A 26703-nucleotide genomic window follows, 5' to 3' on the forward strand; every position below is an offset into this window, starting at 1 on the left:
AACTAGAAATTTCTAGTATCATCAAAACCTTCTAAATATTGAGCAACACGCTGCACAAACTGTCCGCCTAAAGCTCCGTTTACCACTCTGTGGTCGTAACTATGAGATAAAAACATTTTGTGTCTAATACCTATAAAATCACCTTCTGGAGTTTCTATTACTGCAGGAACTTTACGAATGGCTCCTAAAGCTAAAATTGCAACTTGTGGCTGATTAATTATTGGTGTACCCATAATGCTACCGAAAGTACCAACATTAGTCACCGTATAAGTACCGCCTTGCGTATCGTCTGGTTTTAATTTTCCTGCTCTTGCTCTTGAGGCTAAATCGTTTACCTGTTTTGCTAAACCAACTAGATTTAATTGATCTGCGTTTTTAATAACAGGTACAATTAAGTTACCATCAGGTAGCGCTGCCGCCATCCCTAAATTAATATTTTTACGTTTAATTATTTTATCTCCATCTACAGAGATATTAATTAAAGGAAAGTCTTTAATAGCCTTTGCTACTGCTTCCATAAAAATTGGAGTAAAGGTTAATTTTTCTCCTTCACGTTTAGAAAATTCATTTTTAACTTTATTTCTCCAGTTCCATATTTTAGTAACATCTACCTCAATAAAAGACTGTACGTGAGCAGAAGTTTCTATACTCTTCATCATATGATGAGAAATCATTTTTCCCATTCTACTCATTTCTATAATTTCATCTTCACCGTTTACACTTACTGGCGTAGCAGCTGGTTTTGGTGTAGATTGTACTGGAGTACTTACTGGTGCTGGAGCTACTTGCTCTTCTCTATTTTGTACGTAATTTAAAATATCATCTTTGGTAACACGCCCATCTTTACCTGTACCTTGTACTTTTTCTAACTCTTCTGCGCTTATGCCTTCTTGCTTGGCTATATTTTTAACTAACGGAGAGTAAAAACGATCACTATCGCTATAATCTTCGTTACTTACTGTTGCTTGCGCTTGGTTTACTGTCTCTTCAACTGCGGTAATATTAGCAGAAGTTTCTGTTGTATTAGTTTCTTCTGAAGTTGAAGTTGTATCTGCAGCATCTCCATCTACTTCTATAATAGCAATGGTTTGCCCTACTTGCACAACATCATCTGGACCAAAAAGTTTTTCTACTAACACACCATTTACCTCACTTGGCACTTCACTATCTACTTTATCTGTAGCTATTTCTAAGACCGCTTCATCTTCTTCAATGGTATCTCCTACTTCTTTTAACCAATTTGTAATGGTTGCTTCTGCAACACTTTCTCCCATTTTGGGTAATTTCAGTTCAAATTTTGCCATATCTTAAACCCGAAGGTCTTATTTTTAATTTAAAATGCGAATTTAATAAAAAATCACTCAAATAATAACTATTTTTCAATAATCAAAATTTAATACAGAGCCTTGGCTTCTGCTATCATCGCTTCCAACAGTAAAATTAAAGTTTACTGGTTTGATACGAAAGTAATTTTGGTTGATTTTAAGATTTGTCATGATACTAAAAATTTCTTGGTACTCCATACTTTTAGCATCAAAAATTAATTGAGAATTCTTTATTTCTAATTTATTTAGCTCATCTCTAGAAATATGAATAATTTCTTTTTTTAATTTATTTGAAATTCTTTCTAAAACAGGACGATCACTAACCCAATAAATTTCCTTACAATTAACTGTTTTATTTTTAGTAGGCGTTTTAGCATGTAAAAATTTGGCTAATTGCAACAGTAATTTAATTAACGGATTTAATATTCTTGCCCTTTGAAAGTGTTTTTGGTAAAAAATATCCATAGCTCCATAAAAACGTTCTCTGTATTTTTTATCTTTTAAAGTACTCTCACCTTTATAATGCAATACTTTTTGTGAACCTATATAATAATTTTGGTAGCCTGCTTTTAAAAATTTATAAGACAAATCTATGTCTTCTCCATACATAAAATAGTCTTCATCTAGCATCCCTACTGCTTTATACTTAGATTTTTGCATTAGCATAAATGCCCCAACCAAAATATCTACTTTACCAGTTTCTTCTTCTGCTAATTTAGAATAGTAGTTTTTATTGATTTTTAGTAATTTTTGAAATGCAATTTTAGGCGTGGGTATATTTCTTTTAGATTCTGGCAGAAAATTTCCTGTTCCGTCAATTAATTGTGGAGCTACAATTCCTAAATCTTGATGTTGTTCAGCAAAATTTAGTAAACAACTAAACACATTTTCTCCTACAATGGTATCTGGATTTAAAAGACATATATATTTGCCTTTGGCTATATTAACCCCTATATTATTTCCTTTGCTAAAGCCTAAATTTTCTTTATTCTGAATTAATTGAACGTTAGGGAAATGTGTTTTTACCCATTGGCAACTCTCATCTTGAGAATTATTATCTACTACAATAATTTCTGAAGATATACTTTGAAGTGCTTTTTCTGTACTAGAAATACACTGCATTAAATAATAGGGTACTTTATAATTTAGGATAATTACAGAGAGTTGAATCACAACTTAGCTTTTAAGTGAATTTTCAAATGGTACACGGTTTAAAATACTTCTACCAAGAGTTACCTCATCTGCATATTCTAACTCATCTCCTACTCCAATACCACGTGCAATAGTAGAGGTGGTTATCTTGTAATCTTCTAATTGTTTGTAAATATAGAAATTAGTAGTATCACCTTCCATAGTGCTGCTTAAAGCAAAAATAATTTCTGTTACTTCTTCTCTTTTTACTTTGTCTATAAGTGTGGTGATGTTTAATTGATTAGGACCAACTCCATCCATCGGACTAATTTTGCCTCCCAAAACGTGATACAAACCTCTGTATTGACTTGTATTTTCTATAGCCATTACATCTCTAATATCTTCTACTACACAAACTAAACTTTTCTCTCTATTGGGATTAGCGCAAATCTCGCACAAATCAAAATCACTAATATTATGGCAGTTTTTACAAAATTTTACTTCTGTTTTTAAATCTACCAATGCTTTAGCTAGATGTGTAGTTTGTTCTTCTGGTTGCCTTAACAAATGAAGTACTAAACGTAATGCGGTACGCTTACCTATACCTGGAAGTTGTGCCATTTCATGCACGGCGTTTTCCAACAGTTTTGAAGAGAAATCCATAACTGCGAATTTACAAATTTTAACTGGGTGATTAACGTATTAAACTAAAATTACTTTTGAATGTTTTTGTTACAATGCTTCCTTCTGCTAAAACTTCTTTATATTTTACTAAAAACCAATAATCATTAGATGGCATTTGTTTACCATGGTAAGTACCGTCCCATCCTTTAGAATTGGCTGCTAAGCTTTTTAATAACTTACCAAATCTATCAAAAATTAAAATTTCTGCATTACTATTATTTCCGCTTAAACCTATAATATTCCACGTATCATTTATCCCATCTTGATTAGGTGTAAAAAACCTAGGGTAATCTATAAAAGTTACCGTTGTAAAACTACTACCACAACCTTCTGTATGTCTTCCTGTTACAGTAAATTGTCCTCCTCCTTCTACCGCAAATGTTACGGTATTTGTTATTTGATCTACAGGTTGCCAATTTCCATTACCTACTCTAAACTCATAAGTACCAATACCAGTAATATTACTCACTGTAATTAGGTGTTGTTCTTCAAAATTTAAGCTACTTCTAGATACTTCAAAACTAGGTGGTGCATCTGTATATGCATCTAATAAAAAACTACTTACTGCATTACAATCTGTAAAGCTTGCGTCTTCTACTCTTACCCATATTTCTTGAGGGAGAGTCTGTGTATTTTCAAAAGCTAATGGAGAAGTTATTGCGTTTGTACCGTTTACAGCGTGATTTTGTGTATAATGATAAGAGACTTGAAAATTATCACCTAAATTACCTAAAGCTAATGAATCGTTTTCTGTTAAATTAAACAACACTTTACCGTCTTCATCTCCGTCACACTCATAAAAGTCTATTAAATTTTCACCTACTTGTATAGGCTCTATAGTTACTGTGAAAATACCGTCTTGGTTTGCTGAACAGGCAACATTACCATCTACATCTTCTACATACGTGTATAATGTTTCTATATTTAATTCTTGACCAACAAATTGTGTAATTTGGGCATTTCCTGAACTATCTAACTGAATTTCTTGTACTGTACCTCCATCTATTTGAAATTCTACATAAGCATTAGCGGTACCTGAAAATTGAATTTCAACATCTTTAGCTGCACAGATGGGGTTTTCTGAAAAAGATATATTTATGTCTTTAACTTGATTGATTATTAAATTAAATTCTGAAAAACTTGTACAACCAGTAATACTATTCGTAACTTTTGTGTAAATAGTTTTTATAGCTTGTGTAGACGTATAATTATTAGCTAAGGGGTTATTGCTATCTACCGCATCTGCTAATGAGTCATAAAACTCTACTGTATTATTATTTAAGTCTGAATTCACTAAGCTTTTTAAATTATCCAAATCAAAAATTGCACTCCCAGTATTACTACATATTTCTATATCTGAAATTGAATTAGCTTCTGGTGGCTCAGGAAACGCTCCAGTACCTTGAGCAGCTGAACCTGTCCAATTAATTTCAAAACCTCCGTTTCCTATAGGTCTATCTATAACAATATAATAAGATTCTCCATCAACTACATCTAGCCATTCTACATAACTATCTCCTAATGCTCCTGGACCTTCAAACTCTTCTAAATTTGCATCTCCCAAACCTGTATAATTGTTAGATTGACCTGCTGCTTCTGGATTTGTAGTAGAACATCTAATTGGTGTAGTTAAACTAGAGCAGTCTTCATTTGGTCCATATACCCAAAAATCATAATCTACCGTAATACTTGTGTTTTCTGGAATTATATCAAAACCTAATTTTCCACTTTGTACAATATCCACTTTAATCCAAATAGAATTATGTTCTTCACTAGTACAACCAGAAACTTCTTGTACACCTGCACCGCTTGCATTAGAACTAAAACTACCATTACCACAAATAACAATAGCATTTACACAATCATTTGGTTCTTGTGCTCTTGCAGATAAACAAAGTAAAACAGTAAATAAAAAGGGGAGATATAATTTCATAAAATAAAGCAAAAAAATAGTCAACCTAAATGGTTGACTATTATATAATCATTACAAAAATAGGTATAATTATTTACTATTTTATAATTGCAAACTCAGATCTTCTATTTTGTGCATCTTGCTCTTCTGTACAATTTTTACCACAATCTATTTTAGGTGCAGTACTACCCATACCTTTACCGGTTAATCTGTTTTTTTGTATTCCTTTAGAAATTAAATATTGAACAGTTGCTTGGGCACGCTCGTTAGATAGTTTTAAGTTATACGCTGCATTACCTTTAGAGTCTGTATGAGATTTTACCATAATATTCATTTCTGGATGACTTTGCATAACTCTTACTAATTTATCTAGCTCTGCTGCACCTTGTTGAGTGATAAAACTTTTATCAAATTCAAAATAAATGTTATCAAGTTTTACTTCTGTCTCTGTAATTTCTACTTCTTCTGGTGTAAGCTTTACTTCATTTTTATTTAAACCGTGCTCTGGTTGTACTATTTGTACAACTTTTGTTTCATAACCTGGATAAGAAACTTCTAGCTGATAGCTATTTTCACAAGAGGCTTCAAAACTAACTTCTCCTTTTTTGTTAGAATTTTTACTTGCCATTTTATTACCTTGAGCATCTAAGATAGCAACTTGAGCATTAGCTATAATGGTATTGGTTTTACTATCTTTAATTAGTGTAAGTAACTCTGCTTTGCAAATACCTTTTGCAATAAATAACTGGTCCATCCCATCTCTGTTAGAGGCAAAATATCCGTCTTTATTTTCTTGATCCATGCTAAATGAAAAGTCATCTCTAGCACTATTGATAGGTGCACCTAAATTAGTTGCTTCTCCGCTTCCGTCTAAGTTGTAACTAAATACATCAAAACCACCTAAACCCTGTCTTCCGTTAGTTGAAAAATACAACACATTATTTCTTACAGAAGGGAAACCTTCTTTTGCAGGTGTATTTATTTCTGCTCCTAGATTCACTGGTGTTCCTAATTTATCTTCAGAAAATTCTACTTTCCATAAATCTGTATCTCCCATTCCGCCTTCCATATCAGAAGCAAAATAAAGTGTTTTACCATCATCGCTTAATGCTGGGTGGGTAACAGAATAAGCTGAACTATTAATAGACAATGGTTTTACATACTTCCACTCTCCATTTACTTTTTTTGCCAAATAAAGACCTTGCTGTGCTATTTTTGTTCTTCCCTTGCCTTTTTTAAATAATCCCTCTTCGTGACCGTCTTTAGAAAAAACCATTAATTGCCCATCTTTACTAATAGTTACAGGCCCATCATTGTGATTGGTGTTTATGTTTTTTACTGGTTGTGGTTCGTTATTTTCTCCTTGAGTAACCTGATAAATATCTAAAAAAGGTTGGCTAGTCCACTTGTCTTTTTTATTGTCTTTATTTCTAGTACTCACAAAATAAAGCTGATTACCTACACTAACAGGACCAAAATCTGTAAATTGTTTACTACTATAAGGCAATTTTTCTACCGTAAAAACAGATTCATCGGAAGATAATTTCGGAATATAATTAGGGTTTTTTAAGTGAGTAATAGCCCTTGGATCTTCTGGTTTTAATTTGGCAAATTTATTTAATTGCTCATTTGCTTCTTCATATTTTCCTTGAGATTTTAAAGTTTGTGCATAATTATAATAGGTTTCTGCATCTTGCTTTGTTTTAACTGCTTTGCTATACCATTGTGCAGCTTTATCTATATTGAATAATTTGTAATAACTATCTCCTAAACGTTTGTAAACATAACTCGTAGCTTTGCCTTTATCTACTAGTTTTAAATATGCGTCTATTGCGTCTACATACTGGTAATTAGAAAAAAGATCGTCTGCTGCTTTTGTGGTTTCATTTTGAGCATAAACAAAACTAGTTAGTAATACCGTAACTAGTAACACGTATTTTTTTATCATTTGAATTGAGTTTTGATATAAAAGGACTACAATTTATGAAAGTTTTTTAAGATAATTTGGTTTGAAAGAAAAATCGGCTATTACTCCAAACTTTCATTGATATTATAAATTCTTTACGATCCTTTCTATTTGATACCCATCATCAGTATAAATTTTTAAAAAATAAACACCATTTTCTAAAAATGATAAATCTGCTTGAAGTTCTTGACCAGTTTTTGTTTGCTGGCTAAAGCTTAAATTTATTTTTTGACCTAAAACGGTGAAAACTTCGATATGTTTCAGCTTCACTTCAGCTTCTACAAAAAGTTTTCCTTGAGTAGGGTTTGGGTAAACAACCAAATTATTTTCAGCATAATTATCATTACTTAACGTACAATTACTATCAAGTTGATCTCCATAGATTGTCCAGCCTAAATTATTTATCAACTCATTTCTTTCCGGATTGCTTTCACAATAAAACAACCCATTCGAATTTAAATTTTTTCCGATTAAATTGAGTTCGTGAAAGCGTTTTAACAGTTTATCGTAGTTTTCAACATCGAGTCCCGCATCGTAAAGAAAATCTCCAAAATTTAACACATCACTTCTAAAATACCAGCTTGATATATCTTGATTAAAAGAGGCTGCATCACTAAACATACCTCCAAACTCTACTACATTTGAAACATCCCAATTCCCAATATCTTGATTAAAAGAGGAATTGACAAACATAGCTCCCATAGTCGTAACGTTTGAAACGTCCCAACTATCTAAAGGCTGATTAAAACTAGTGGTTCCTACAAATATACCTCCCATATTTGTTACATTCGAAACATCCCAGCTATTTAAGGGCTGATTAAATGAAGATGCTCCTGAAAATAAGTCTGAAAGGTTAGTTACGTTCGAGATATCCCAATTATGTAGAGGTTGATTAAAGCTAGTTGCTCCTGAAAATAAACCCGACATATTTACTACATTAGAAACATCCCAATGATTGATATTTTGATTGAAGCTACTACAATTCGCAAACATAGCAGACATATTTTCTACTAGGCTTAAATCTGGTGCATCTTGGGCATTAACGATAAGATTATTACAGTGAGTAAAAGCGTTTTCCATACTCTGCCATTCTATGTCTCCCCATTGTTCTATACTTTTTATTAAATTTTCATAATTAATAGCTGTTGAAGTAAATCTTATTCTAGGAAAATCTCCTGATATAGCGACTGTATATGTTCCTGGCGAAACGTAGGTATGTGAAACGTCTCCTGTTTGATTACTTAACCAAGTACCATCACCAAAATTTACGGTATAATTGTACCCAGTACCTAAGGTAGGAATAGTAATGGAAGGGTTATTTGTATCTACTTCCCAAGTTGTAATAAAAGGTTTTGCACAATTTGTATTTAAACTATCTCCTGCAATTGACCATCCTAAACCATTTTCTAAATTAAATCGAGCGTTAAAATCACAATACTCCAAACTTAGAGCGCCCAAATATTTATTGGTTAATCCTAAAGATGAAAATTGTGCCAATAACAAATCGTAATTTTGAATATCGAGATCGGTGTTATTTAAAAAACCGGTAGTGGTTATATTCTGACTATCTTCAAAAACAATATTTGAATGAAAACTCCAGCTTGATAAATCTTGATTAAATACTATTGCATCTTGAAATGTACCTGTCATCAATTCTACATTTGAAACCTCCCAATGATTGATGCTTTGATTAAAACTGCTACATCCCATAAACATATAAGACATATCTTCTACCAGACTCAAATCTGGTGCATCTTGTGCATTAATTACTAAATTACTACAGTTACTAAACGCATATCGCATCGACTGCCAAGCTATATCTCCCCAATTTTCTATACTTTTAATTTTGTCGTTATCGGTAGAATTTGAATCTCCAAATTGAATTCTAGGAAAATCTCCTGCTATGCTTACCGTATAAGTACCTGCATTAGTATAGGTATGTGTGGCATTACCCGTTTGGTTATTTAAAACTGTCCCGTCACCAAAGTTTATAGTATAATTATATCCCGTACCTGAAGTTGGAATAGTGATAGAAAGATCACTGGCATCGACTTCCCAAGTGGTGATAAAACCGTTTGTACAATTTGCATCTAAATTATCTCCAGTAATCGTCCAACCTAAATTATTTATTAAGTTACTTCTAGTATTAAAATCACAATAAGCTAAACCTAAAGAATCTAAGGTTTTATTAGTCAAGCCCAAAGATGAAAACTGCCCTAATAATAAATCATAATTCTGAACATCTATATTAGTACCGCTAACAAAACTATAATTCTGTATATTACTTACTAACACAATATTATTAAAAGTAACATTCTGATTAAAACTCCAACTCGATAGATCTTGATTAAAGGCAGAAGCATCATCAAACATTGCTCCTAGGTATTCTACACTAGAAACGTTCCAATTATTTAAAGGCTGATTAAAAGAAGTAGCTCCCGAAAACATAAACCCCATATCTTCCACATTAGAGACATTCCAAGTATTTAAGGGTTGATTAAAAGAAGTGGCTCCTTCAAACATTCCCCCTCCATACCCTAAAGCTTCATTTGGTCCATAATATCTCCCCATATACTCTACATTAGAAACATCCCAATTGTTTAAAGATTGATTAAAATTAATTGCATTTCTAAATACTCCAGACATATTTATAACACTGGAAACATCCCAATTATTTAAAGGTTGGTTAAAAGAAGTCGCTTCTCGAAACATCTCATGCATATCTGTAACATTAGAAACATCCCAATTGTTTAGAGATTGATTAAAACTAATTGCATTTCTAAATAATCCAGACATATTTGTAACATTGGAAACATCCCAATTATTTAAAGATTGATTATAAGAATTAGCATTTCGGAACATATATCTCATAGTAACCACATTGGAGACATCCCAACTATTCAAAAGTTGGTTAAATGTTGTCGCCTGATAAAACATTCGCCCCATATACTTTACATTTGAAACATCCCAATTATCTAAGGGTTGATTGAAAGAAGTTGCTCCTTCAAACATTCCTTCAATATAAATTACATTAGAAACATCCCAGCTATTTAAAGGTTGGTTAAAACTAATTGCTCCACCAAATAACCCTCTCATATATATAACATTAGAAACATCCCAATGATCAATACTCTCATTAAAACTACTACAGTCACGAAACATGCCGGACATATTGGTAACCAAACTTAAATCTGGAGCGTCTATAGCATTAACCTTTAAATTACTACAACCTTGAAAAGCATAGTACATAGTATGCCACTCTATATCTCCCCATTGTTCTATACTTTTTATCTTATTAATATCTGTAGAATTAAAAAAACCAAATTGAATTCTAGGAAAATCTCCTGCGATGCTTACCGTATAAGTTCCAGCATTAACATAGGTATGTGTGACATTCCCATTTTGGTTATTTAAAACTGTCCCGTCACCAAAATTTATAGTATAGTTATATCCGGTACCTGAAGTTGGAATAGTGATAGAAAGATCACTAGCATCGACTTCCCAAGTGGTGATAAACGGTGCATTTTGTGAGAAACAAGTTATTGATGTAAAAAGTAGAAAAATTAATGCGTAAAAACTTTTCATAAGGTTATTGGTTAGATAATATCTATTATTCTTTTATAATTTTCTTTATTTCTCTTTGTGTCCCAGATTGTATTTCTATAAAATAAATACCAGAACTTAATGAAGAAATATCAATCATTTGACCGTTGGCAGTAGAGGTGTTATCTAATAACACGTCAGCTTTTTGCCCTAATACGTTATAAATATTGATGCTATCAATAAAGCTTTCAGACTCAATATGTACTCTACCTCGCGTGGGATTTGGCCATAATTTAATAGCTAATTTTTCATTTTCAGATACCTTTAGAATAGGATCACTACAGCTCACACCATCTTTACCTAATTGAGCGATAAAAAAGTCATTATCGTTATTAGTCTTTTTATTTAATTTTGACATTGGTGCCTGGTTATCAAATAAGTAAACACTTCTCATAAAACCTCCAACAAGGATATTTCCTAGTCTATCCGTCTCTATAGCTGTGATTTCATCGTCTTTTCCAAAACCAGCGCCTCGAATTTCATAGATATCTATAGCTTCACCTGTATCTTTATCTAGGTGAACCACTATAGGGTCTCTACCAAATCCCGAAGGGCGATTAAAATTAATATTACCCCAATAGCTATCACCCCCTCCAAAAGAAGCGTAACCCAAACCTAAGAATACACCATCATCGTTGACTGTTAAACTCTGCCCTTCTGCATAAGAATCATAAGCAGTACTAACCCAAATTCCTTGACCATTGTGATCAATTTTCATACAGAAAGCTTCAGACGAATCGCCATAAAACTTCAATCCTGCTAATGTAGGGTAACCTGAAATCTGCCCGTTAGCTAAATAAGCAAAATACCTACCTGTTATATACAAATTACCAGAACTATCTGTAATTAGCTGTTTTAAATCTGCTCCAACATCATTTGGAATTTGATCCCACCACACATTATTACCAGTATTAGCATTGAATGCTGCTAGAAAAACAGAACCATTTACTACGCTTCCGTTTATCATAGATGTATGATAGTCTGAATATAAAGTATTACCATAAGCATTAATATAATATTGTTCATAAACAGTATCATAGGTAAAACATATTTGGGTATATTTGGTCATCCCAATTCGTCCATACATATTGATATCTAATCTAGTGTAGCCTAAAAAATTCCCGTTTTTATCATATTTTAAAACTCCAATATCTCCTACTTGTGAATTTGTAATAGGTAAGTAATTATTTTGAGCTACTACAGCGCCATTTTCAAGACTAGAATTTGGTTCTAGTACAACTAACCAATGTACTGTACCATCATTTTCAACAAAAATCTCCCCACTCATTGCTGTTGATAAATTATAATTGTGGTTAGGGTTTTTGGGTTGAGGCTCTCGTAACCATTGAAAATTACCTAAAGTATCATATTTTATTAAATATAAATTTTTATCCATACTCAAGCTATTTCTAATAGTATCTTCATCATAATGTAAAGGTAATCCACCATTTATAGGATATTGACCTGAATTACCTGCCATATAAACTCCTCCGTGGTTATCTGTACCCAAACCATAAGAATATATATCACCTGTACCCCCGATGGATTTGTGCCATCTAAAATCACCTTCACAATTTGTAGAAACTAAATATGTATTTCTTGATTTACCAAGCGTTATATTTTCAGGTCCACTATAATCTCTGATCATTATAGTATCATTGGGAATATTACCCAGTGTTGGTGGATTGATACCCTCACCCGCAATATGAGCTAAATAATAATGGTTATTATGAGTATCTACTTTTATATTGTAAATACGTTGCTGTTCCTCAGGAGTAGAACTTAACCCATATGGGGTGAAATGTCTAGAACCTCCGCCTCTCAGTGCCCACGACCATTCATAAGTACTATGTTGAGCATACATAAAAGTTGGTAATACACTACAAATTAAGATAAGTAAAGATTTTTTCATAAGGTTGTTGGTTATGTAATCATACTCTATACAGTTAAGAAATAAAATCAAATTATTTCGATTTCTTTAACATAAATAAAATAACGTCTAAATATAATTAAAACTTTTAATTATATTTTCAATGAAATCTAAACTTTATAGATAAGCCTAAATATTTCAGTAATGCCACTCCAATAATTACTAAATTTGCCTAAAATTTATACAGAATGAAGCCTATTCATATTCTTTTACTTATTGGTTTATACTTTGCGGTTTTAATGCTAATCTCTTACTTTACTGGTAAAAATGATAGTAACGATGCTTTTTTTAAAGCCGAAGGAAAATCACCTTGGTATGTGGTGGCTTTTGGGATGGTGGGTGCTTCACTCTCCGGAGTAACTTTTATCTCGGTTCCGGGTTGGGTGCGGGATTCTGAATTTAGCTACATGCAAGTAGTTTTAGGTTATTTAGTTGGTTATTTTGTAATTGCTTTTGTCTTGCTTCCTATTTATTATAGCTTAAACGTCACCTCTATTTATCAATATTTAAAACAACGTTTTGGTAATGTAAGCTATAAAACTGGTGCTTTCTTTTTCTTTATTTCTCGTGTTTTAGGAGCTTCATTTCGATTATTTTTAGTAGCTACCGTTTTACAATATTTTGTTTTTGATGCCTGGGAAATCCCTTTTTGGTTTACTGTGCTAATTTCTATTTTATTAATATGGATTTATACCTCTCGTGGTGGAATTAAAACTATTGTTTGGACAGACACTTTACAAACGTTATTTATGCTTGGTAGTGTTGTTATTGCTATTTATTTTATCACTAATGAATTAAACTGGACTTTTAATGATTTTTTTACCGCTCCAGAATTAAACAATTACACAAGTACTTTTCATTTTGAAAGTATTCTTGATAAAAATTATTTTTTTAAAGCTTTTTTTGGCGGAATGTTTATTACCATCTGTATGACTGGTTTAGACCAAGATATGATGCAAAAAAACCTAACCTGCAAAACCTTAAGTGATGCTAAAAAGAATGTACTTTCTTATAGCTTTGTTTTTATTCCTGTAAATATTCTTTTCCTGTTTTTAGGAGCTTTACTTTTTATTTATGCAGAGCAACAGGGTATTGGCATCCCTGTTTTAGATGGTAAAGAAAAAACTGATTTACTTTTTCCTGAAATTGCTCTTAATGGCAATATGGGACTTGGACTTGGCGTAATTTTTTTACTGGGTTTAATTGCAGCTGCATATTCTAGTGCAGATAGTGCACTTACTTCTCTTACCACTAGTTTTTGTGTTGATTTTTTAGATATTGAAAAAAAGGAAGTTTCTCTTCAAAAAGGACTTAGAAAACGCATTCATATTCTAATTAGCCTTTTATTAGTAGTTGTAATTATTTCTTTTAAATATTTACTAGATACGAGCGTTATTGATACGTTGCTGACTGCTGCGAGTTACACTTACGGACCTCTACTAGGTTTATTTAGCTTCGGAATTTTCACTAAATGGAAAGTAAAAGATCAATGGGTATGGTTAGTTGCCATTATCTCTGTTATAGTTACCGCAATTATAGGAAACCTACCAGTAGAATACCTAGGCGGTTATCATTTTAATTATGAATTACTAATTGTAAACGGGTTAATTACTTTTATAGGTCTAGTATTGATTCGTAGAAAGTAACACCAAAGTACAAGCAACTTCTACTTGAATATTGCTTTTCTGTAATAATTTATAAAATTCTGGATTTTCTGTTCCTGGATTAAAAATCACTCGGCGTGGCTGCAAGTCTATAATGTAATTGTAGTACTGTTCTTGCCGAGCAGGATTTAAATAAAGTGTAACTGTATCTATATTTTGGTGTTTTTTTAAATCAGTTTCAATAGTTACTCCAGCTACATCTCCCTCTCGCAAACCAATTGCTTTAGTTGTTTGGTTATGGTTACGCAACTTATTTATTGCCATATTAGAGTATCTGTTTGGTTTTAAAGAGGCACCTATTACCAAAGTTTCATTTTTATTACTCATATTTTGCAACTTTTATAATTTCAATTCGTCATTAAAGATAGAAGTTGCTATCAAGAAGAGAAAGTATTTAACCAAATTTTGATAAATGAGTTAAGGTAAATTTTATTTTGGTTAATAAAAAAACCGCCTGTAAAATGGCGGTTTTTAAAAATTTTGATCTTTGATTACCAAACTGTTAAACTATGTTAAGTATTGCAACTTAAGAATTTAAAATTCGTCTATTATTATTGAGTGTTGGTTATAATTTGTTTGAATTAGCCTTTAAAAGAAATACAAACTAACAATTTATAAAAACCCCTGAAAATGTATTTTTTCAGGGGTTATATTTTACCAGTTAATTACGGCGCTAGCCCAGGTAAACCCACTACCAAATGCAGCAAGCACTATTTTATCTCCATCTTTAATTTTACCCTGCTCCCAAGCTTCGGTTAAAGCAATTGGTATAGATGCAGCAGTGGTGTTTCCGTATTTCTGAATGTTATTAAATACCTGCTCATCTTTCAATTTAAATTTTTGTTGAATAAATTGAGAGATTCTTAAGTTAGCTTGATGTGGTATTAACATATCGATATCTGCTACCTCTAATCCGTTTTCTTGTAATCCTTCTATTATTACTTCAGAAAAACGTTTAACAGCATTTTTAAACACGTATTGCCCGTTCATATAAGGAAAATAAGGAATATCTTCTTGCGGGTTTTCTTCTATTAACTCTGGTACCCAATGCATAGTACTTGGGCCTTTTAAGGCAAGTTCTAAAGCATGCTTCCCTTCTGAATGTAAATGAGTAGAAAGTATACCTTGCCCATTATGGTTACTTCTTGTTAAAACAGCTGCTCCCGCTCCGTCTCCAAAAATCACCGAAACGCCACGACCTCGCGTTGTCATATCTAAACCACCAGAATGGTTTTCACTCCCAATTAACAACACGTTTTTATACATTCCGGTTTTTATAAATTGATCGGCTACAGAAAGACCATAAATAAAACCACTACATTGATTTCTTACATCTAATGCAGGACAAGTTTTAATATCTAACATTTCTTGTACTTGCACCCCACAACCAGGAAAATAATAATCTGGACTTAAGGTAGCAAAAACAATTAAGTCAATATCATCTTTATCTATATTAGCACGTTCTAAAGCAATTTTAGCAGCTTTTACACCCATTATTGCTGTAGAGTTACCGTCACCTTCTTTTATATGTCTTCTTTCTTTAATTCCGGTACGCTCAGTAATCCATTCATCATTGGTATCCATCAACTTAGATAGATCTTCATTGGTTACCACATTTTCAGGAACATAATACCCTAGACCGGCAATTTTTGATTGATATAACATTTGTATATTTTTTAATTTTTCGACGCAAAAATAGAAGAATCTTTAAATTCAACCGCAGCAATATACATATTATTAAAATTGAAAGGAAAAATAGCCTTTAGTTATTGTATGCGCGCACAGGAATTAGCAAAGTTTTCAAATTTAAACTTTTGATAAGTAACTAGGTTTACTTCATAGGATGAGATTCTGGATCAAGTCCAGAATGACGGAATTTTAGTCAATGAGTCACTTCGAATGATTTTATTGGAGCGATAGCGGAAAATAAAATTGTATCGAGAAGTAAGGCGTAGTAATCTATAATCAATATTGAATATTTATTGTTTACTTCTACTTCAACTTAAATAAAAAAAGCAGGTTTTGTTGCTAAAACCTGCTTTTTTCAATCAAATGATGAACGTTATTTAATCTATATACTGCTTAAAATTATTAATCTTGACTTCTGCTTTTAGATCGTGAAGGAGATTATATAATCCGAAGAATGTTCTGTTAATATAGAGGAAATGCTTACTTCCGCGGTTTCCATTCATTTTTCTAAGCTCGGTGTCTTTACTATACTTTTCACTTAGCTCAGTAATTTTATTCCAAAAACTTTCGTCTGAAAAATCGAAAGTTTCTCCGTGAAACGGACTCGTAAACAAGCTTAACATCTCGTAGAAAAGATTAGAGAAATAATTAATTTCTTTCTCTGTATCGTCTGGCCTAAGAATTTCTAATTCAGAAAGTTTAGCTAAAAAGAATTTTCGGTTGTTAATATTCTCTGGTACTGCCAATTCAAAATAAGGTACATAAAACTCTTCTGGTACTTTTTTAATGCAACCAAAATCTATAGCTATTAAATTTCTGTTTTCATCAATCAGAAAATTACCTGGGTGCGGATCGGCGTGTACTGCTTTTAACTCGTGCATTTGGTACATATAAAAATCCCATAATGCTTGGCCAAGTTTATCGCCTTCTTCTTTGGTAAAATCTTTACCCACAAACTCACTTAAATGTTCACCTTGCATCCAATCCATCGTGATAATACGCTCGCTTGATAGCTCTTCGTAATACTTTGGGAAACGTAGGTTTTCAATTTTTGCACACGCTTCAGAAATAAATTTACTTTGCTCGACTTCTAACTTATAGTCAGTTTCTTCAAGCAACTTCCCTTCTACTTCTTTAAAATATTTTTCTGAGTCTTGACCTTGAAGGTTAAACATTTTAGTAGCAACAGGTTTCACCATTGCTAAATCTGAACTAATGCTATCGGCCACACCTGGGTATTGTATTTTCACAGCAAGTTTTTTCCCATCTTTTGTAGCTTGGTGCACTTGGCCGATACTAGCAGCATTAATTGAGTTTGATGTAAAACTATCATACAAATCTTCTGGATACGCGCCTTGATAGTTTTTAAATGTTTTTCTCACTAAAGGAGCAGAAAGTGGAGGTACACTAAATTGTGCTAAACTAAATTTCTCTACATAGGCATTAGGCAATAAACTTTTTTCCATAGAAAGCATTTGTGCCACTTTAAGAGCGCTTCCTTTTAAGTTTTTAAGTCCGTCATAAATATCTTCAGCATTATCTCTGTCAAGTTCTTCACGAGTTAATTCTTTATTGAATGCTTTTTTACCATAATATTTAAGATAATTACCTCCAATTTTAACTCCAGTTTTTACTAACTCTGAGGTACGACCAATTTTACCTGTGGGTATTTTATCTATTGTTTTCATTACGACATTTTCTCTTTAAATAAAAATTTTCCGAAATCAAGCACACGTTCCAGCGGTGTATTGTCAAAAACATCAAAAACAGTATTCACAGATTTTTCTATAGCTACGTCTGTTTTTTCAAATTGAGGGGAGTTATCATCCATCCAAAATTTTAGCAAAAATAAAGTTTGCAACCAAGCAGCTTCAGAGAAAATACGCTCATTACGTTGTAATAATTTCAGGTTTTTATCTTTATTATCAGCTGCAATTAAACCCTTGGTAAAAGAAATTATGTTTTTTCTTAGACCTTTTAGTTGACTTAAATTTTTCAACGGTTCTCGATGCTCTTTTAACGTAAATAGTACATAACTTCTATTTGCCGTTAGCATTTCAAAAAAAGTAAAATAGAATGTGAGTAATTTTTCTCTGCTCTCAAACTGTTCTACTTCTGGAGATTTATGCATTAAATCAATGCTAGTTTGGTAAAAAGTATTCCAAATTTCTTGTTGTAAACCTTCAAAATTTCCGAAGAATTGATAAAACTGCTCTTCAGTCATTTTGTTTTCTTTACAAAATTTATAAACCGTTTTTGGTGTAGTTTCATTTTCTAAAACATACTCCATATAAAGCGTAATTACGCGTTCTTTAGTTAACTTAATAGTAGATTTTTTTGTGGAGGTATTTTTCTTTGTAGTCGCCATAATTCATTTCTTTCTTCAAATTTACAACTTTGTTTAATTTATTTAATAAAAACTTAAACAAAATATTTGTTAAATAATTTCAAGAAATTAATTGCAACTTTTATACCTATTAGAACATTTAAGTAACTGAAATTCAAAACTTATTATATCTATTTAAAACCCAAACCCTGTAATCAAGCGTTATTCTGAAATTAATACAAAACCGATAAAAAGTGAAAACAAAAATTTTGCTTCTACCATTTTTAGTAAAGTTTACGATGAAAATGTTTTTAAAGAGGTTTTATTCATTATTAAACTCTCTTTAATTAAAAACACCACTTTCATTATTACATAATTAATAATGACACATTTTTTTAATTCGCTGTCAGTTTGTCATTTTGTTTGTAATGGTATTTTTTTTGACTTCTAGAAAGCCTAAACACTAAAATAAAATATATAGATATGGCAACAGGAAAAATTAATGTTTCGGTAGAAAATATTTTCCCGCTCATTAAGAAGTTTCTTTATAGCGATCATGAAATTTTCTTAAGAGAGTTAATTTCTAACGCTACAGATGCAACTTTAAAATTAAAACACCTTACTAGCATTGGAGAAACTGATGTAGAATATGGCAAACCTGTAATAGAGGTTAAAGTTGATAAAGAAAACCAAACACTTCATATTATAGACCAAGGAATTGGGATGACTAAAGATGAGGTAGAAAAATATATCAACCAAGTGGCTTTTTCTGGAGCTGAAGAGTTTTTAGAAAAATACAAAGATTCTGCAAAAGATAGCGGAATTATTGGACACTTTGGTCTTGGGTTTTACTCTGCCTTTATGGTTGCTAATAAAGTAGAAATTATTACCAAATCTTATAAAGATGAGCCTGCAGCACATTGGACTTGTGAAGGTACTACAGATTTTTCTTTAGAGCCATCAGACAAAACAGAAAGAGGTAGTGAAATTATTCTTCATATAAACGATGATGAAAAAGAGTTTTTAGAAGAAAATAAAATCTCAGAACTACTTATCAAGTATAACAAATTTATGCCTGTACCAATTAAGTTTGGTACTAAAGAAAAAACTTTACCTAAAGCTGAAGATGCCCCAGAAGAGGAAGAGGCTAAAAAAGTAACGGTAGATAACATTATTAATAACCCAGAGCCAGCTTGGACAAAGCAACCTACAGATTTAGAAGAAGCAGACTACAATAGCTTTTACCGTGAGTTGTACCCAATGCAATTTGAAGAGCCTTTATTCCACATTCATTTAAATGTAGATTATCCGTTTAACTTAACCGGGATTTTATACTTCCCAAAGTTAAACAACGATATGGCAATGCAGAAAGATAAAATTCAGCTTTACCAAAACCAGGTTTTTGTAACCGATAATGTAGAAGGTATTGTTCCAGAATTTTTAACAATGCTAAAAGGGGTAATCGATTCACCAGATATTCCGTTAAACGTTTCTCGTTCTTACCTACAAGCCGATGGTGCGGTGAAGAAAATTTCTAGCTACATCACGCGTAAAGTTGCAGATAAATTAAAATCTCTTTTCAATAACAATAGAGAAGATTTCGAAAAGAAATGGGACGATATTAAAGTAGTTATTGAATACGGAATGCTTACCGAAGATAAATTCTTTGAAAAAGCTCAGAAATTCACACTTTACCCAACCGTAGATGGAGAATATTTCACTTACGAAGAATTAGAAGAAAAAATTAAAGACAGCCAAACCGATAAAGATGGTAAAATGGTGATTCTTTATGCTTCTAATAAAGATGAGCAACACAGTTATATTTCTGCTGCAAAAGACAAAGGTTACCAAGTATTATTATTAGATACGCCAATTGTTCCGCATTTAATCCAGAAATTAGAAACTTCTAAAGAAAATATCTCGTTTGTTCGTGTAGACAGTGATCACATTGATAACTTGATTAAGAAAGATGAAAATAAAACTTCTAAACTTTCTGAAGAAGAGCAAGAAAAACTAAAAGCAGATTTCGAAAAAGTTGTACCAAAAGAAAAGTACACCATACAATTAGAAGCTATGGACAGTACTGCGGCTCCGCTAATTATAACCCAACCAGAGTTTATGCGTCGTATGAAAGAGATGCAACAAAGCGGCGGTGGCGGTATGTTTGGAATGGGGAATATGCCAGAAATGTACAACCTTGTAGTTAACACTAATAACGATTTAATTTCTAGTCTAGTTGGCAAAGAAGAAGCAGAACAAGAACGTATAATTAAACAATCTTTAGATCTTGCACGTTTATCTCAAAACTTATTAAAAGGTGAAGAGTTAACTAACTTTGTTAAACGTAGTTTCGAGATGATTAAGTAAGATTTTTCAATCTCAATATTATAAAAACCACCTTAGCTTATTAAGGTGGTTTTTTTATATTTGTGTAAACCTATAAACGTATGCAACAATTTACTGCAACTTATAAAGATGGATGTTTTTTATTTACAAACAACTATTCTGAAGAAATAGGAACGTTGAATATTACAAATAATAGTAAAGTTATTTTTTATAACGGTAACGAAAACATTCAATTCAACATTAGTAAAAACATGATTGAAGTTTTTAAAAATGAAAAAAAAATAGATAATCTTGAAAAAACTAATTCTTTCAAGAATTTAAAATCAACAATTTCTGAAGTAAAAATAAAAGGCATTTCTAGTTGGAAAGGCGGAACGCAATTAATTGATAATAAAGATAGAACACTTGCTACACTAAATAACCAAAGTGCTTTATTTGATAACGGTGTTTATAAATTTGAAACTTTTTTTACTATTGAACCTTACCAACTTGCACTTATGCTTTACTTACACTTGAAAGGTTCTAAAATAAAAACGACTATGGTAATCGCAGTTACTTTTGTATTTGCAACCTTATATAATATTTTTAAATAATTCCACTAAAAACAAAAACATGAAAAACATTTACCTTTTCTTATTTACAGCAATCCTATTTGTTAGTTGTAAAAACGACCCTAAAACAACTACAGAAGACGAAAATATAAATGAGCCTGTAGCAGTAGAAGAAACCTCTACAGAGGCAGAAAAAACTCCTGCAAGACAATTAGCAGAAAGTATTTCTACCACACACCATCAAGAAGACTTTTTTAAAAATGAAGCAGTAGCCTTTGATATCACTGTGAGATTTGGCGGACAAGAAAGATTAAAAGGTAAAGTAACAATGCTTACCAATTCAACAAAAATAAAAATTGAAAAGCAAGACAGTACTACGATTGTTTACGATGGGAACGGTGTATTTTTATACCCAGAAGAAAAAAACTATAGTGGCGCTAGATTTGATATATTTACATGGCCATACTTCTTTGCTATGCCTTTTAAGTTAACAGATAACGGTACAAAATGGCAAGAAAAACAAGAAAGAAACTTAGGAAGCATAGATAGCACAGAATATAATTCTGCAAAACTAACATTTGAAGGTAATATTGGGGATGCTCCAGACGATTGGTACGTAATTTATGCTAGCAAACAAACTAACCTTTTAAAAGCAGCTGCATACATAGTTACTTTTGGCAAAGATGTTGAAAAAGCAGAAGAAAACCCACACGCAATTGTTTACAACCAATACTTCACGGTTAAAGATGTACCTGTAGCAAAATACTGGAACTTTTATAATTGGAGTGAAGAGAAAGGAGTTTATGGTGAACCAATTGGAGATACAGAGATATCTAACCTAAAATACCTATCTGCTAGCGAGGTTAATTTTGAGGTTCCTGAAAACGCAGTAGAAGTAAAGAAATAATTTAATTTAAACCCTGTAAACGCTATTGTAAAGATTAATTATACTTCTATCTTTGTAGCTTTAAAATTAAATCATGATCAAAATAACTTTGCCAGACGGCAGTATTAAAGAATTTGAAAGCGGAACCACAGTGTTGGATGTCGCTAAAAGCATTAGTGAAGGTTTAGCAAGAAATGTAATTTCTGCAAAATTTAACGGTACCACCGTTGAAACAAAAACCGCATTAACCACAGATGGTTCTTTAGTATTGTTTACGTGGAGAGATGACGAAGGTAAAAAAGCCTTTTGGCACAGTTCTTCTCACGTGTTAGCACAAGCTATTCAAGAGCTTTACCCTGGTTCTAAATTAACCATAGGTCCTGCTATTGATAAAGGGTTTTATTATGACGTAGATTTTGGTGAGCATAAAATTTCTGAAAACGACTTCAAGAAAATTGAAGATAAAATGTTAGAAATTGCTCGTGGTAAACACGATTTCACAATGAGATCTGTTTCTAAACAAGATGCATTAGATTTTTACAAAAATGAAAATAATCCATTCAAGGTAGAATTAATTGAAAATCTTGAAGATGGAGATATTACTTTTTGTGATCACGATAGCTTTACAGATTTATGCCGTGGAGGGCACATCCCTAATACAGGCATAATAAAAGCTGTTAAATTAATGAACATTGCTGGAGCTTATTGGCGCGGTAACGAAAATAACCCACAATTAACTCGTGTTTACGGCATTACTTTCCCAAAACAAAAAGAATTAAAAGAATATTTAGAACTTTTAGAAGAAGCTAAAAAACGTGATCACCGTAAATTAGGTAAAGAATTACAGCTTTTTACTTTTTCACAAAGAGTTGGTCAAGGTTTACCCCTTTGGTTACCAAAAGGAGCTGCTTTACGTGAAAGATTAGAAAACTTTTTAAAGAAAGCTCAGAAAAAAGCAGGTTACGAAATGGTGGTTTCACCACATATTGGGCAAAAAGAACTATACGAAACTTCAGGGCATTATGCTAAATATGGAGAAGATAGCTTTCAGCCTATTACCACTCCAAATGAAGGAGAAGAGTTTTTATTAAAACCTATGAATTGCCCTCACCATTGTGAGATTTACAATGCAACTTCTTGGAGTTACAGAGATTTACCAAAACGTTTTGCAGAGTTTGGTACCGTTTATAGATACGAACAAAGTGGAGAATTGCATGGTTTAACTCGTGTAAGAGGTTTCACTCAAGATGATGCGCATATTTTCTGTACTCCAGATCAATTAGATGAAGAATTTAAAAAAGTAATAGATTTAGTACTTTATGTTTTTGGCTCTTTAGGTTTTGAAAACTTTACAGCTCAAGTTTCTTTAAGAGACCCTGAGAATAAAGAAAAATATATTGGAGAAGATGAAAATTGGATAAAAGCAGAAAATGCTATTATCAATGCAGCCAAAGAAAAAGGTCTAAACTATGTCATAGAGACAGGTGAAGCTGCCTTTTATGGTCCAAAATTAGACTTTATGGTAAAAGATGCATTAGGCAGAAGCTGGCAACTTGGTACCATACAAGTAGATTACAATTTACCAGAGCGATTTGACCTAACTTATAAAGGTAGTGACAATAACTTACACAGACCGGTAATGATTCACCGTGCTCCTTTTGGTAGTATGGAGCGTTTTATTGCCATTTTATTAGAACACACTGGAGGTAATTTTCCACTATGGCTTATGCCAGAGCAGGCTATTATCCTGTCTTTGAGTGAGAAATATGAAAATTATTCTAAAAAAGTTTTAAATTTGTTAGAAAATCACGAAATTCGCGGCCTTGCTGATAACCGTAGCGAGACCATGGGTAAGAAAATTCGTGAAGCAGAAATGAATAAATTGCCATATATGCTTATTATTGGTGAACAAGAAGAGCAAGACGGCACGGTTTCTGTACGTAAACACGGTGGAGAAGACTTAGGAGCAATGAAAGTTGAGCAATTTGCAGAACTTATCAAAGCAGAAATAGGTACTTCTCTAAAATCATTTGAAGTTTAATTTAAAATTATATAGTCATAGCAATACGTAGAAAAAAATCAAGAAGTCCGTTAAGACAAATTAAGGAAGATCCGCATAGAATTAACGATAAAATTCGCGCGAAAGAAGTTCGTTTAGTAGGTGATAACGTAGAAATGGATGTTTACCCTATTAGAAAAGCTTTAGCAATCGCAGAAGAACTTGGTTTAGATTTGGTTGAAATATCTCCAAATGCTAATCCGCCTGTTGCAAAAGTAATGGAATATAAAAAATTCCTTTATGAGCAAAAGAAAAGAGAAAAAGCCATTAAAGCAAAGGCTACTAAGGTAGTGATTAAAGAGATTCGTTTTGGTCCTAACACAGATGATCACGATTACGAATTTAAAAAGAATCACGCTCAAAAGTTCTTAGAAGAAGGTGCTAAATTAAAAGCTTACGTTTTCTTTAAAGGCCGTTCTATTGTTTTTAAAGACAAAGGAGAGATTTTACTACTTCGTCTAGCTCAAGATTTAGAAGAGTTTGGTAAAGTAGAACAAATGCCAAAATTAGAAGGTAAACGTATGACTATGTTTATGGCTCCTAAAAAGACAAAATAACAGAATTTCTGTTTACAATAATATAAGTAGAGATAATTAAAATAAGGACAACAATGCCTAAAATGAAAACTAAATCTAGTGCCAAAAAACGTTTCAAGTTAACTGGTACTGGTAAAATTAAAAGAAAGCACGCGTTTAAAAGCCACATCTTAACAAAGAAGTCTAAAAAACGTAAGCTTGCGTTAACTCACAGTACATTAGTACATAAAGCTGACGAAAGTAACATTAAACTTCAATTACGTTTAAAGTAATCAAGTTTAATCGGTTAAAATAAATTTTAAACCCTGGAGTTGGGCTCAATTAAAGTGTCATCATAAAATAAAGACCGCCCACTACAAAAAAACAATAAATTATGCCAAGATCAGTAAATTCAGTTGCTTCAAGAGCTAGAAGAAAAAAAGTAATGAAGCAAGCAAAAGGTTACTTCGGACGTCGTAAAAACGTTTGGACAGTAGCTAAAAATGCGGTTGAAAAAGCAATGTTGTATAGCTATAGAGACCGTAAAACCAAGAAAAGAAATTTCCGTTCTTTATGGATTGTTCGTATTAATGCTGCAACTCGTTTAAATGGAATGTCTTACTCTCAATTTATGGGTAAAGTAAAAGCTAACGGTATTGAGTTAAATCGTAAAGTACTTGCAGATTTAGCAATGAATCATCCAGAAGCTTTTAAAGCCATCGTAGAGAAAGTAAAATAAATACAACAATCTATTATCTCTCTTATATAAAAAATCCGGTTCTAATTTGAACCGGATTTTTATTTTATACACCTTTGCAAACCAAAATAAACTAAAAGCTATGGATTTTTCTAACATAAAATTAATTGTATCAGATATGGATGGTACACTTCTTAATAATAAAGGAGAAGTGAGCGAACATTTTTTTGAACTATTTAAAAAATTAAAAGAAAAAAATATAACTTTTTGCGCTGCCAGTGGAAGACAATTTTATAGTATAAAACAAAAATTATCTTCTATTAAAAATGAAATTTATGTAATTGCTGAAAACGGCGGGATAACCATGCAGGCAGATAAAATTTTAAATACCTACACCCTACCACTAGCTACAATTAAAAAAATTGTAACAGAAGTTAGAAAAATTAAAAAAGCAGAAATAGTAATCTGCGGAAAAAAAAGAGCTTACATAGAATCTAATAATGAAAATTTTATAGAATTTTTTAAAGAGTTTTATGTAGAATATGAGAAAGTAGAAGATTTATTAGAAGTATCTCAAGATGATTTTTTTAAAATTGCAATATATCACCCTAAAGAAGCAGAAGATTACATCTACCCTTTTACTAAAGTGTTTAAAGATGAATTACAAGTAAAAGTATCTGGAGAGCATTGGGTAGACATATCTAGTATGGAAACACATAAAGGTAATGCCTTATTAAAGTTGCAAAATTTACTAAAAATAGACGCTACTAACACCGCTGTTTTTGGAGATTATAATAACGATTTAGAAATGCTAAAATTAGCAGATTTTAGTTTTGCAATGGCAAATGCTCACCCTAACGTGAAAAATACTGCCAAATATAGCACCAAAAGTAATGATGAAAATGGAGTTGAATATATTATTGAACAAATTTTAAACAGCTAATTACTCACCAAAAATTGTTGCAATCAATTTTCTAGAGCCACCATTATTTCTAAACTCACACAAATAAATGCCTTGCCAAATCCCCATGTTAAACCTTCCTTGAGTAATTGGTATTTCTATAGAACTCCCCATTAAAGAAGATTTAATATGAGCCGGCATATCATCTGGTCCTTCATAGGTATGTTTATAATAAGGTTGATTTTCAGGAACCATTACGTTTAAATGGGCTTCAAAATCTTCTCTAACAGTAACATCTGCATTTTCATTTATAGTTAACCCTGCAGAAGTATGTTTAATAAACAGCTTTACTACACCAACATTTATGCTACTTATTTCTGGAATTTGTTTTAAAACTTCTTCCGTAACAAGATGCATTCCTCTAGTTTTTTTATTTAGCTTCAATTCTTTTTGAAATATTTTCATGTTCTCTACATTTTAAATTTCATTATAATTAAATTTATAGAGAATAAATTATG

21 protein-coding genes are annotated in these 26703 nt (G+C 32.0%); 9 read left to right on the forward strand and 12 right to left on the reverse strand.

Annotated elements, in window-relative coordinates; all coding sequences use genetic code 11:
- Positions 1-2: 2 nt before the first annotated feature.
- The 7 genes from BUC03_RS00655 to BUC03_RS00685 form a co-directional block, all read right to left on the reverse strand.
- Positions 3-1304, reverse strand: a complete 1302-nt coding sequence (locus BUC03_RS00655; RefSeq protein ID WP_073147198.1) for a dihydrolipoamide acetyltransferase family protein — start codon at positions 1302-1304, stop codon at positions 3-5.
- 75 nt (positions 1305-1379) lie between these two features.
- Positions 1380-2498 carry a glycosyltransferase family 2 protein gene (locus BUC03_RS00660; RefSeq protein WP_262493961.1) on the reverse strand — a complete coding sequence of 373 codons (1119 nt, stop codon included), beginning with the start codon at positions 2496-2498 and terminating at the stop codon, positions 1380-1382.
- A 3-nt stretch (positions 2499-2501) separates the two neighbouring features.
- Positions 2502-3119, reverse strand: a complete 618-nt coding sequence (recR, locus tag BUC03_RS00665) for a recombination mediator RecR (protein WP_073147200.1) — start codon at positions 3117-3119, stop codon at positions 2502-2504.
- 31 nt (positions 3120-3150) lie between these two features.
- Complete coding sequence (locus tag BUC03_RS00670; RefSeq protein WP_073147202.1) at positions 3151-5073, reverse strand: T9SS type B sorting domain-containing protein; 1923 nt, start codon at positions 5071-5073, stop codon at positions 3151-3153.
- 76 nt (positions 5074-5149) lie between these two features.
- Positions 5150-7000 carry an OmpA family protein gene (locus BUC03_RS00675; RefSeq protein ID WP_073147204.1) on the reverse strand — a complete coding sequence of 617 codons (1851 nt, stop codon included), beginning with the start codon at positions 6998-7000 and terminating at the stop codon, positions 5150-5152.
- A 102-nt stretch (positions 7001-7102) separates the two neighbouring features.
- Positions 7103-10603, reverse strand: a complete 3501-nt coding sequence (locus BUC03_RS00680) for a BspA family leucine-rich repeat surface protein (protein WP_073147206.1) — start codon at positions 10601-10603, stop codon at positions 7103-7105.
- 25 nt (positions 10604-10628) lie between these two features.
- Complete coding sequence (locus BUC03_RS00685; protein WP_084112716.1) at positions 10629-12533, reverse strand: T9SS type A sorting domain-containing protein; 1905 nt, start codon at positions 12531-12533, stop codon at positions 10629-10631.
- A 206-nt stretch (positions 12534-12739) separates the two neighbouring features.
- Here BUC03_RS00685 and BUC03_RS00690 point away from each other — a divergent pair, with 206 nt between their 5' ends.
- A complete protein-coding gene (locus BUC03_RS00690) occupies positions 12740-14197 on the forward strand; it encodes a sodium:solute symporter (protein WP_073147210.1) in 1458 nt (485 codons plus the stop codon).
- Here BUC03_RS00690 and BUC03_RS00695 read toward each other — a convergent pair.
- From BUC03_RS00695 to BUC03_RS00710, 4 genes are all read right to left on the reverse strand, one after another.
- Complete coding sequence (locus BUC03_RS00695) at positions 14174-14542, reverse strand: CoA-binding protein (RefSeq protein WP_073147212.1); 369 nt, start codon at positions 14540-14542, stop codon at positions 14174-14176. The genes BUC03_RS00690 and BUC03_RS00695 overlap by 24 nt on opposite strands.
- A 327-nt stretch (positions 14543-14869) precedes the next feature.
- Positions 14870-15880 (reverse strand): 3-oxoacyl-ACP synthase III family protein, encoded by a 1011-nt coding sequence (locus BUC03_RS00700; RefSeq protein ID WP_073147214.1) that lies wholly within the window; start codon positions 15878-15880, stop codon positions 14870-14872.
- Positions 15881-16281: 401 nt separating this feature from the next.
- Positions 16282-17592 (reverse strand): ABC1 kinase family protein, encoded by a 1311-nt coding sequence (locus BUC03_RS00705; RefSeq protein ID WP_073147216.1) that lies wholly within the window; start codon positions 17590-17592, stop codon positions 16282-16284.
- On the reverse strand, positions 17592-18272 hold the full coding sequence (locus BUC03_RS00710) for a TetR family transcriptional regulator C-terminal domain-containing protein (protein ID WP_073147218.1): 681 nt from the start codon (positions 18270-18272) through the stop codon (positions 17592-17594). The genes BUC03_RS00705 and BUC03_RS00710 overlap by 1 nt, the downstream gene beginning before the upstream one ends.
- Before the next feature lie 441 nt (positions 18273-18713).
- On the opposite strand from BUC03_RS00710, the gene htpG reads away from it, so the two are divergent.
- The 8 genes from htpG to BUC03_RS00750 all read left to right on the forward strand — a co-directional run bounded on the left by htpG (position 18714) and on the right by BUC03_RS00750 (position 26227).
- Complete coding sequence (gene htpG, locus BUC03_RS00715; RefSeq protein WP_073147220.1) at positions 18714-20597, forward strand: molecular chaperone HtpG; 1884 nt, start codon at positions 18714-18716, stop codon at positions 20595-20597.
- An 80-nt stretch (positions 20598-20677) separates the two neighbouring features.
- Positions 20678-21169 carry a hypothetical protein gene (locus BUC03_RS00720; protein WP_073147222.1) on the forward strand — a complete coding sequence of 164 codons (492 nt, stop codon included), beginning with the start codon at positions 20678-20680 and terminating at the stop codon, positions 21167-21169.
- A gap of 19 nt (positions 21170-21188) precedes the next feature.
- Positions 21189-22034 carry a hypothetical protein gene (locus BUC03_RS00725; protein WP_073147980.1) on the forward strand — a complete coding sequence of 282 codons (846 nt, stop codon included), beginning with the start codon at positions 21189-21191 and terminating at the stop codon, positions 22032-22034.
- A gap of 73 nt (positions 22035-22107) precedes the next feature.
- Positions 22108-24054: a threonine--tRNA ligase gene (gene thrS / locus BUC03_RS00730; protein ID WP_073147224.1), complete on the forward strand. Its 1947-nt coding sequence runs from the start codon at positions 22108-22110 to the stop codon at positions 24052-24054.
- 59 nt (positions 24055-24113) lie between these two features.
- Positions 24114-24629: a translation initiation factor IF-3 gene (infC, locus tag BUC03_RS00735; RefSeq protein WP_073147226.1), complete on the forward strand. Its 516-nt coding sequence runs from the start codon at positions 24114-24116 to the stop codon at positions 24627-24629.
- Positions 24630-24682: 53 nt separating this feature from the next.
- On the forward strand, positions 24683-24880 hold the full coding sequence (rpmI, locus tag BUC03_RS00740; protein ID WP_073147228.1) for a 50S ribosomal protein L35: 198 nt from the start codon (positions 24683-24685) through the stop codon (positions 24878-24880).
- Between the two features lie 101 nt (positions 24881-24981).
- Positions 24982-25326, forward strand: a complete 345-nt coding sequence (rplT, locus tag BUC03_RS00745) for a 50S ribosomal protein L20 (RefSeq protein WP_073147230.1) — start codon at positions 24982-24984, stop codon at positions 25324-25326.
- 100 nt (positions 25327-25426) lie between these two features.
- Positions 25427-26227 carry an HAD family hydrolase gene (locus BUC03_RS00750; RefSeq protein ID WP_073147232.1) on the forward strand — a complete coding sequence of 267 codons (801 nt, stop codon included), beginning with the start codon at positions 25427-25429 and terminating at the stop codon, positions 26225-26227.
- Here the strand turns inward: BUC03_RS00750 and BUC03_RS00755 are convergent, their stop codons facing one another.
- The gene (locus tag BUC03_RS00755) at positions 26228-26650 is read right to left on the reverse strand and encodes a secondary thiamine-phosphate synthase enzyme YjbQ (RefSeq protein ID WP_073147234.1); all 423 of its coding nucleotides are present in this window, start codon (positions 26648-26650) and stop codon (positions 26228-26230) included.
- Positions 26651-26703: the final 53 nt, after the last annotated feature.

Origin of the sequence: Mesonia phycicola, from assembly GCF_900141885.1 — a bacterium.
Classification (GTDB): domain Bacteria; phylum Bacteroidota; class Bacteroidia; order Flavobacteriales; family Flavobacteriaceae; genus Mesonia; species Mesonia phycicola.

Excerpts from the sequence above, each read along its gene's own strand:
- BUC03_RS00705 (WP_073147216.1), bottom strand. The coding sequence starts at position 17,592 with ATGAAAACAATAGATAAAATACCCACAGGTAAAATTGGTCGTACCTCA.
- BUC03_RS00690 (WP_073147210.1), top strand. The coding sequence starts at position 12,740 with ATGAAGCCTATTCATATTCTTTTACTTATTGGTTTATACTTTGCGGTT.
- BUC03_RS00655 (WP_073147198.1), bottom strand. The coding sequence starts at position 1,304 with ATGGCAAAATTTGAACTGAAATTACCCAAAATGGGAGAAAGTGTTGCA.
- recR (WP_073147200.1), bottom strand. The coding sequence starts at position 3,119 with ATGGATTTCTCTTCAAAACTGTTGGAAAACGCCGTGCATGAAATGGCA.
- rplT (WP_073147230.1), top strand. The coding sequence starts at position 24,982 with ATGCCAAGATCAGTAAATTCAGTTGCTTCAAGAGCTAGAAGAAAAAAA.
- BUC03_RS00685 (WP_084112716.1), bottom strand. The coding sequence starts at position 12,533 with ATGAAAAAATCTTTACTTATCTTAATTTGTAGTGTATTACCAACTTTT.
- BUC03_RS00670 (WP_073147202.1), bottom strand. The coding sequence starts at position 5,073 with ATGAAATTATATCTCCCCTTTTTATTTACTGTTTTACTTTGTTTATCT.
- BUC03_RS00755 (WP_073147234.1), bottom strand. The coding sequence starts at position 26,650 with ATGAAAATATTTCAAAAAGAATTGAAGCTAAATAAAAAAACTAGAGGA.
- BUC03_RS00695 (WP_073147212.1), bottom strand. The coding sequence starts at position 14,542 with ATGAGTAATAAAAATGAAACTTTGGTAATAGGTGCCTCTTTAAAACCA.
- thrS (WP_073147224.1), top strand. The coding sequence starts at position 22,108 with ATGATCAAAATAACTTTGCCAGACGGCAGTATTAAAGAATTTGAAAGC.
- BUC03_RS00750 (WP_073147232.1), top strand. The coding sequence starts at position 25,427 with ATGGATTTTTCTAACATAAAATTAATTGTATCAGATATGGATGGTACA.
- BUC03_RS00675 (WP_073147204.1), bottom strand. The coding sequence starts at position 7,000 with ATGATAAAAAAATACGTGTTACTAGTTACGGTATTACTAACTAGTTTT.
- BUC03_RS00700 (WP_073147214.1), bottom strand. The coding sequence starts at position 15,880 with ATGTTATATCAATCAAAAATTGCCGGTCTAGGGTATTATGTTCCTGAA.
- BUC03_RS00680 (WP_073147206.1), bottom strand. The coding sequence starts at position 10,603 with ATGAAAAGTTTTTACGCATTAATTTTTCTACTTTTTACATCAATAACT.
- BUC03_RS00725 (WP_073147980.1), top strand. The coding sequence starts at position 21,189 with ATGAAAAACATTTACCTTTTCTTATTTACAGCAATCCTATTTGTTAGT.
- BUC03_RS00720 (WP_073147222.1), top strand. The coding sequence starts at position 20,678 with ATGCAACAATTTACTGCAACTTATAAAGATGGATGTTTTTTATTTACA.
- rpmI (WP_073147228.1), top strand. The coding sequence starts at position 24,683 with ATGCCTAAAATGAAAACTAAATCTAGTGCCAAAAAACGTTTCAAGTTA.
- htpG (WP_073147220.1), top strand. The coding sequence starts at position 18,714 with ATGGCAACAGGAAAAATTAATGTTTCGGTAGAAAATATTTTCCCGCTC.
- BUC03_RS00710 (WP_073147218.1), bottom strand. The coding sequence starts at position 18,272 with ATGGCGACTACAAAGAAAAATACCTCCACAAAAAAATCTACTATTAAG.